General features: G+C 57.1%; 7 protein-coding genes. 4 read left to right on the forward strand and 3 right to left on the reverse strand.

Annotated elements, in window-relative coordinates; all coding sequences use genetic code 11:
- Positions 1 to 123 precede the first annotated feature (123 nt).
- The 3 genes from GSQ94_RS12130 to lexA all read right to left on the reverse strand — a co-directional run bounded on the left by GSQ94_RS12130 (position 124) and on the right by lexA (position 3,101).
- On the reverse strand, positions 124 to 993 hold the full coding sequence (locus tag GSQ94_RS12130) for a DUF4097 family beta strand repeat-containing protein (RefSeq protein ID WP_254063828.1): 870 nt from the start codon (positions 991 to 993) through the stop codon (positions 124 to 126).
- A gap of 113 nt (positions 994 to 1,106) precedes the next feature.
- Positions 1,107 to 2,315 (reverse strand): efflux RND transporter periplasmic adaptor subunit, encoded by a 1,209-nt coding sequence (locus GSQ94_RS12135; protein WP_158944142.1) that lies wholly within the window; start codon positions 2,313 to 2,315, stop codon positions 1,107 to 1,109.
- A gap of 180 nt (positions 2,316 to 2,495) precedes the next feature.
- On the reverse strand, positions 2,496 to 3,101 hold the full coding sequence (gene lexA, locus GSQ94_RS12140) for a transcriptional repressor LexA (protein ID WP_158944143.1): 606 nt from the start codon (positions 3,099 to 3,101) through the stop codon (positions 2,496 to 2,498).
- A gap of 158 nt (positions 3,102 to 3,259) precedes the next feature.
- Between lexA and GSQ94_RS12145 the strand changes: the two genes are divergently transcribed.
- From GSQ94_RS12145 to GSQ94_RS12160, 4 genes are all read left to right on the forward strand, one after another.
- A complete protein-coding gene (locus tag GSQ94_RS12145; RefSeq protein ID WP_158944144.1) occupies positions 3,260 to 4,255 on the forward strand; it encodes an alpha/beta fold hydrolase in 996 nt (331 codons plus the stop codon).
- A gap of 164 nt (positions 4,256 to 4,419) precedes the next feature.
- Positions 4,420 to 5,163 carry a response regulator transcription factor gene (locus GSQ94_RS12150; RefSeq protein ID WP_158944145.1) on the forward strand — a complete coding sequence of 248 codons (744 nt, stop codon included), beginning with the start codon at positions 4,420 to 4,422 and terminating at the stop codon, positions 5,161 to 5,163.
- 31 nt (positions 5,164 to 5,194) lie between these two features.
- Entirely contained in the window at positions 5,195 to 5,413 is a 219-nt protein-coding gene (locus GSQ94_RS12155; RefSeq protein ID WP_158944146.1) for a hypothetical protein, read from the forward strand.
- A gap of 11 nt (positions 5,414 to 5,424) precedes the next feature.
- Positions 5,425 to 6,595, forward strand: a 1,171-nt coding sequence (locus GSQ94_RS12160) for a sigma 54-interacting transcriptional regulator (protein WP_158944147.1), incomplete at its 3' end; no start/stop codon positions are given.

Here is a 6,595-nt window from a genome sequence, read left to right on the forward strand (position 1 = left end):
AGGTGGCTGGCGGAGTCTATGACCTGGAGAATGGGCGGGTAACGGTTATCGCGTAACGTTGAAGATGCAAAAGAAAAGGTGGCCGCAGACGTGATTGCGGCCACCTTCTCTTTTGCGGGAAAACTACTTGATCTGGATGTCGCCGGAGCCAGTACCGATGCGCAGAGTAGGTCCGCCTCCACCTACGACGCCGGTCACATGGTGACGGTTCAGGCTGCCCTGCATCGTCATGGGCTGGGCTACGGTGATGTTACCGGAGCCAGTGTCGGCATCAAGGTTGAAGTGAGCGTTGCCGACGGAGAGGTGAACGTTGCCGCTTCCTGTGGAGAGCTTCCAATCGCTAGTGGGCTGGCCTTCGGCGGTGATGTCACCGGAGCCGGTACTGGCTTTAAGGGCACCGGAGAGTCCATGAAGCTGGATGTTCCCGCTGCCGGTTTCTGCTCTTACGTCGCCGGGACCGGTCTGCTGGAGTTCGATGTCGCCGGAGCCTGTGCCAAGGGTGGTCATACCCTGAACCCCGCGCACATGGACGTTTCCTGAGCCACTCTGCGCTTTGACGGAGGCGCCCACGTCCTGAATGTCGACATCGCCGGAGCCGGTGATGGAGTTGATGGTGGAGGCGTGCGGGAGGGTGATGTCGTAGTCGATGGAGATGTTGCGATAGATGTCGTTCTGATGACGCTCACCGATGGTGATGTCATTTCCGCTCTGAACAATAGGCGGATTCGCTACGATCTGCTGAATACGGCTATCGGCATCGGAGCCGCCGCTCATCCAGCCATGGCTGGAGTGAAGATGGGCGACGATGTGGACTTGATCTCCTGAGCCGGGGTGGAGACGGATTTGACCGGAGCCGGTAGAGACCGAGACGTTAGGAGAGCTTCCGCCACTGAGAGTGCGCTCGAAGCTGCTGTCGGCTGCGAAGGCTGTGACTGCGGTCAGGGTGAACATTGCAGCGGTGGAGGCGATCATTTTGATCATCGTGATCTTCATGGACATTCCTTTAGTCGACTTATGGGGCTTCGGTTCGATGTTGCCTCGCCTGTTGAAAGTGATCTTTGTTCGCTCAGGCGACGAACTTTAAGTGTAGCCACTGGCCTTACGGGTTACTGCTGAAGGATGACAGTATCTCCAGGGTTGAGGCCAGCGAGGATCTCGGTTTTGGTGCCATTTGAGATGCCAGCCTTAATGTCGATCTTGCGGCGCCCGGTCTTCTGTTTGGGGTCTGGAACTTCTACGGAGGCATTGCGATCTTTATCGTAGAGGACGGCCTGCTCGGGGACTGTAAGAACGTTTTTGTGCTCTTCGAGCAGGATCTCAGCGTTCGCAGTCATGTTGGCTTTGAGTTCGCCGCCGGGGTTGTCGATGGAGACTCGAACCTCGAAGGTCGTGACGTTATCTTTCTCAACGCCGAGGGGAGCGATCTTGGTGACCTTGCCCAGGAAGGTCTTGTCTTTAAACGACTCGACCTTTATGCGGGCAGCCTGCCCCATGTAGACCTTGCCTATGTCGGACTCGTCCACCTTGCCCTGCACGTAGACCTGGTTCGTGTCGCCGATGGTCATAACGAGGGTTGCGGTAGAGCCAAGGACGAGAATGGAGCTGACGGCGTCGCCAATCTCAACGTCGCGGGAGAGGATGGTGCCATCCATCGGCGAGATCACGGTGGTGTAGCCAAGCTGCTCTTCAAGCTGTTTCAAGGACGCCTGATTCTGAGCTACCTGGGCCTGGGCCTGGCGAAGTTTGGAGGTATCGACAGAGATTTGAGAGACGGCTTTGTCGCGGGTGTTGGCGGCAGAGAGGTACTTCTGCTGAGCGTCGTCCAATGCCTGCTGGGAGACTACGCCTTCTTTGGACATCTCAAGATTGCGATCATAAGTGTGCTTGTACATGGGCAAGTCAGGCGCTTCTGCGTTGACCTTGTCGTACTCGATGGAAGCTTCGGCGGCGCGGGCGTTCGATTCGGCTGCGGCGAGCTGGGCTTTCTGAGCGGCTACCTGATCGAGGATCTCCTGCTGATCGAGTTGAGCCAATACCTGACCTTGATGGACGTGGGCGTTAATATCAGTGTCGAGACGGGTGACGATGCCCGAGGCTTTTGATTTGACCTCGACTTTGGTGATGGGCTGCACTTTGCCGGTGGCGACGACCGACCGGGCAATATCTCCGCGTTCTGCCTTGGCCAACTGCGACGGCTCGAACTTGGTGGTGTTACCGCGAGCGGCGACGACCACTCCAAGAACGACGGCTACTACGAGGACGGTAAGGCCAGCCCAGAGCCATGTTTTCCGTTTATTTTTACGCTGCGTGGCCAATGTTTGCTCCCGTGGTTCTGATGATATGAGTCTTCGGAGTGTGATTACGCAGGAAGGCGTTGCTCAGTTCCGTTGACTACGAAAAAGTTTACTTAAAGACGTGACAGTGTTGCAGAGTCGACGTTTAGACGAGGAACAAGGGTGGGAGGGAGCGTGGAGATGGTGCGGCGAAGATTAATTTCAGGCGTATTTCCGCAGAACCCCGAGGACCTTGCCCTGGATGCTGACGTTAGCAGCCGGGGCATAGATGGGCGACATCTCCGTGTTGGAGGGTTGCAGGCGGATCATGCTGCCTTCACGGTAGAAGCGTTTGAGGGTAGCGTCAGAGCCATCGATAAGAGCTACGATAATCTCGCCTTCGCGTGCCGTGCGGGTCCGTTCGACGAGAACGTAGTCCCCGGAGACGATGTGTTCGTCGCGCATGGAGTCGCCCCGGACTTCGAGAGCGAAGACTTCGCGGTTGCCGATGATGTCCGAGAGGGAGATGCTCTCGGCGCCTTCAATGGCTTCAACCGGCTGACCGGCTGCGATCCGGCCGAGCAGCGGAAGACGGTCAGCGCCTTTTTTGCTGTTACGGGCGGGGAGAACATCAATAGAGCGGCTGCGGTTGTGCGCTCGTTGGAGAAGGCCTTTGTTTTGAAGATTAGTGATGTGTTTATGTACGGTGGCCAGAGAGCTGAGCCCCAGACCCGTGGCGATCTCCTCATAGGATGGGGAGTAGCCGTTTTTCTGGGTGAAGCCGGAGAGGAAGTCGATAACCTCTTTTTGCCGCCGTGTGATAGCCATGCGCATGATTGTAGCGAATAAAAAGCGAAGTGTAACTATATTATTTTGGTCACCTGTTCACGAAAGGATTCCTCCTGGTCTGTGGGCGATATGCTGATGCCATGAAGACTTCGTTGAAGCGAGTTCTATTCTTTGGGTCGGCCCTTGTATGGAGTGTGATGACGGCGTCAGCAGTGTGGGGGCTGGAGGGCGTACAGAAGATTGCCGAGTTGGGAAGCTGCCCTGTGGAGGGAGATAAGGTCGTGCTGGACTGCAGGGTGGGGTACAGGACCTTTGGCACGTTGAACGCCGATGGATCGAATGTCGTGATCATGCCATCGTGGTTGAACGGTCGAAGTGAGGATCTCATTCCATTGTTTGGGGAGAAGAGCACTGGGCATCGGCTGGTGGATACGTCTCAGTTCTTTGGAGTGGCATTCGATGCGTTTGGCGATGGGGTATCTTCGTCGCCGTCTAATAGTAAACGTCAACATGGGCCGGAGTTTCCTGAGTTCACCATGGAGGACATGGTAAGGGCACAGTACCGCGTGCTGAGGGAGGTGCTGCACGTGAGGCACGTGCATGCGGCGGTGGGCCTGTCCATGGGCGGAGAGCAGGTTTTTGCGTGGGCAGTTTTGTACCCGAAGTTTGTGGATCTTGCGGCGCCGATTGTGGGAACGCCGCAGGTGACGAGCTTTGATTTGTTGTCGAAGCAGATTGTGATCGATGCGATTGAGTCCGACCCCGAATATAAGGGGGGACTTTACAGTACAGAACCACCGTTGAAGCTGGCGAATGCGATTGGGACGCAGTTGGTAAGCGCACCTCAGTATCGGAATGCAGAGGTGCCTAGAGAGCAGTTTGCAGAGTGGTTGAAGCTGGTGGAGTCGCCTCAACGCCAGGATGCGAATGACAGAGTGTGGCAGGCGAAGGCGATTATGCATCACGACGTACTGCACGGTAGAACGATTGCGGAAGTTGCGCGAGGAGTGCCGGTGAAGTTTCTGGTGATTGTGGCGGCTGAAGACCGAATGGTGACCCCGCAGCCTGCGCTGGAGTGGGCGAAGGTGACTGGAGCAGAGACGTATATTTCGCCAGGGAGCTGCGCTCACCTGATCATGAACTGTGATGCTGAGGCGGTATCGTCCAGGGTAGAGCGGTTTTTAGCGAAGTAGCGCGATATTCCCATTTTGAAATTCTGCACTGAAAAAGATTGCAGGGAACTCTTGTCATAACGCTCTGAATGCACCAAGGTAATAATACGCCACCGCAACGGTAATGTGTTTCGGTCGGTGTTGGTAACTTGAAACACTTTGATTGTGCCTTGGGAGAGACAAATATGAGAGTTCTAATCGTCGAAGATGATGCGGCTCTGGGGCTATTTCTACAGAAGGGCCTGAAGTTGGAAGGACATCAGGTGGAGTGGGTAAGTGATGGCGAGGCTGGGTTGCGGTATGCCGAAGAACATCGTCCGGACCTGATCGTGCTGGATCTAAGCCTTCCTCGCAAGGACGGGACTGAGGTGTTGGCGGAGATGCACGGCCGCTTCGATGAGACCTCGGTGCTGGTGTTGACGGGTCGTAGCCAAGTTGAGGAGAGGATAAAGTGCCTGAACCTTGGTGCGGATGATTGTTTGCTGAAGCCTTTCAGCTTTCATGAACTGACGGCGCGATGCCGTGCGCTTATGCGACGACGAGAGCAGTTTGCCGATCCAGTGCTGCGACATGGCGATGTCGAGCTGAACCGGATGGAGCGCAAGGTCATGCGGAACGGACAGCCGGTGGATCTCACGGTGAAGGAGTTCAGCCTGCTGGAGTTTTTGCTGATGCGACGTGGCCAGTGCTGCAGCCGAAGTGAACTGCTGCGAGACGTGTGGCAGATGTCTCCTGATGCAGGGACTAACGTCGTGGATGTCTATGTCAACTATCTGCGACGAAAGTTATCGGTGGCGGCTCTGGAGGGCGATTCCGGATGTTCTGTCATCGAGACGGTACGGGGCGAGGGCTACCGGATGAGTAGCGGGCGCAAACCGGTGGGGCGAGTTGCCATGCCTCTCGCAGGCGTGGCGTTTGCCGGTGCGTGAGGTTGCATCATCGGCGGATCATGCAGCGATTGTGGAACGACTTGACGTTGCGCTGCACGGTCTTTGCCAGCCACTGACGGTCCTGCAATGCAGACTGGCGATGGGCGAGATGATCGGGGAGCCGGACGCCATGCTGGAGGCGATTCGTGAGTCGTTGAAGGAGTGTGTGCGGCTCAATCAGATGGTCGGGACGATGCGAACGATGTTGCAGCACATGATGGTGGACGCAAACGAGAAAAGTATAGGGTGAGGGAGATGGATATGGGACGTGAGTCAGTGTTGAATATGGATGCAGGTGAAGTGGCTGCTGCGCGGACTGTGGTACTGGCGAGTGCGGATGCAGGGCTGAGACAGCGATTGCGCACCTCTCTAACGGGGCTGCGGTGGCAGGTACGCGAAGCCAGCGGAGGCGCAGAGGCGATGGCTCAACTAGAGGATTCACGCTCTGAGGCGATGCTAGTGGATAGCTGGTTGCCGGATCTCGAGGTGGGAGAGTTTGCGAGCGTGATCCGGATGATGTATCCGGCGATGGAGCTGCTGCGTGTGGATGGCGGGGTGGATGGTGGAGCGCGTAGTCCGCGGCGGAATGAGTTGCTGCATGCGCTGCGGGAGGCGCAGAATGCTCCGCTGAACGATACGGCGGCTTGGATTGCAGCTCCGGCAGCAGTGCCAGTGCCTTCGCCTGTAGCAGCGGCCTCGTCTGGTGCGGGGGGGCGTGCGCCTATAAGGATTGCGTCTCCTACAAAGAAAGATATAGATCAGGACGAGGCACGGGAGAGGGAAGAGCAGGTTCGGCTGGAATCTACGCGGCAGGCGCTTGCAGTGTTGCTGGGGCGGGATGAGAAGACGTGGAGTGCGGTAAAGAATGATGTGATGCTGCCGGAGATGATAGGGGCAAGCGAGCCGATGCGCGAACTGGCACGGTTGATTCGGCTGGTGGCGCCGCGGTCAACGACAGTATTGATCGAAGGAGAGACGGGCACGGGAAAGGAGGTCGTGGCGAGGGCTTTGCACCGCTTGAGCGATCGTGCGGGCAAGCCGTTTGCAGTGTTGAACTGTGCGGCGATTCCTGAGGCATTGCTGGAGGCTGAGCTCTTTGGGCACACACGCGGAGCCTTTACCGGGGCGGTGCAGTCGCGGACGGGACGGATTGAAGCGGCTCATGGGGGGACGCTGTTTCTGGATGAGATCGGCGAGATGCCGATGGCGTTGCAGGCGAAGATGCTGCGCTTCCTGGAGTGCGGAGAGCTGCAGCGCGTGGGCGATAACGAGACGATGCGCGTGGATGTGAGGGTGATTGCGGCGACACATCAGCCTTTGGAGAAGCTGGCGAGTAGTGTTGGCGTGGAGAGAACGTTTCGATTGGATCTTTATCATCGGCTGGCTGTGTTTCCTGTGGAGGTGCCGGCGTTGCGGGATCGGATGGAAGATA

This window comes from Granulicella sp. S190 (assembly GCF_009766095.1).
In the GTDB taxonomy this organism is placed as follows: domain Bacteria; phylum Acidobacteriota; class Terriglobia; order Terriglobales; family Acidobacteriaceae; genus Edaphobacter.

What these genes read in the sequence shown, in the direction of transcription:
- GSQ94_RS12150 (WP_158944145.1), top strand. Translation starts at nt 4,420, where the DNA reads ATGAGAGTTCTAATCGTCGAAGATGATGCGGCTCTGGGGCTATTTCTA.
- GSQ94_RS12130 (WP_254063828.1), bottom strand. Translation starts at nt 993, where the DNA reads ATGAAGATCACGATGATCAAAATGATCGCCTCCACCGCTGCAATGTTC.
- GSQ94_RS12145 (WP_158944144.1), top strand. Translation starts at nt 3,260, where the DNA reads ATGACGGCGTCAGCAGTGTGGGGGCTGGAGGGCGTACAGAAGATTGCC.
- lexA (WP_158944143.1), bottom strand. Translation starts at nt 3,101, where the DNA reads ATGGCTATCACACGGCGGCAAAAAGAGGTTATCGACTTCCTCTCCGGC.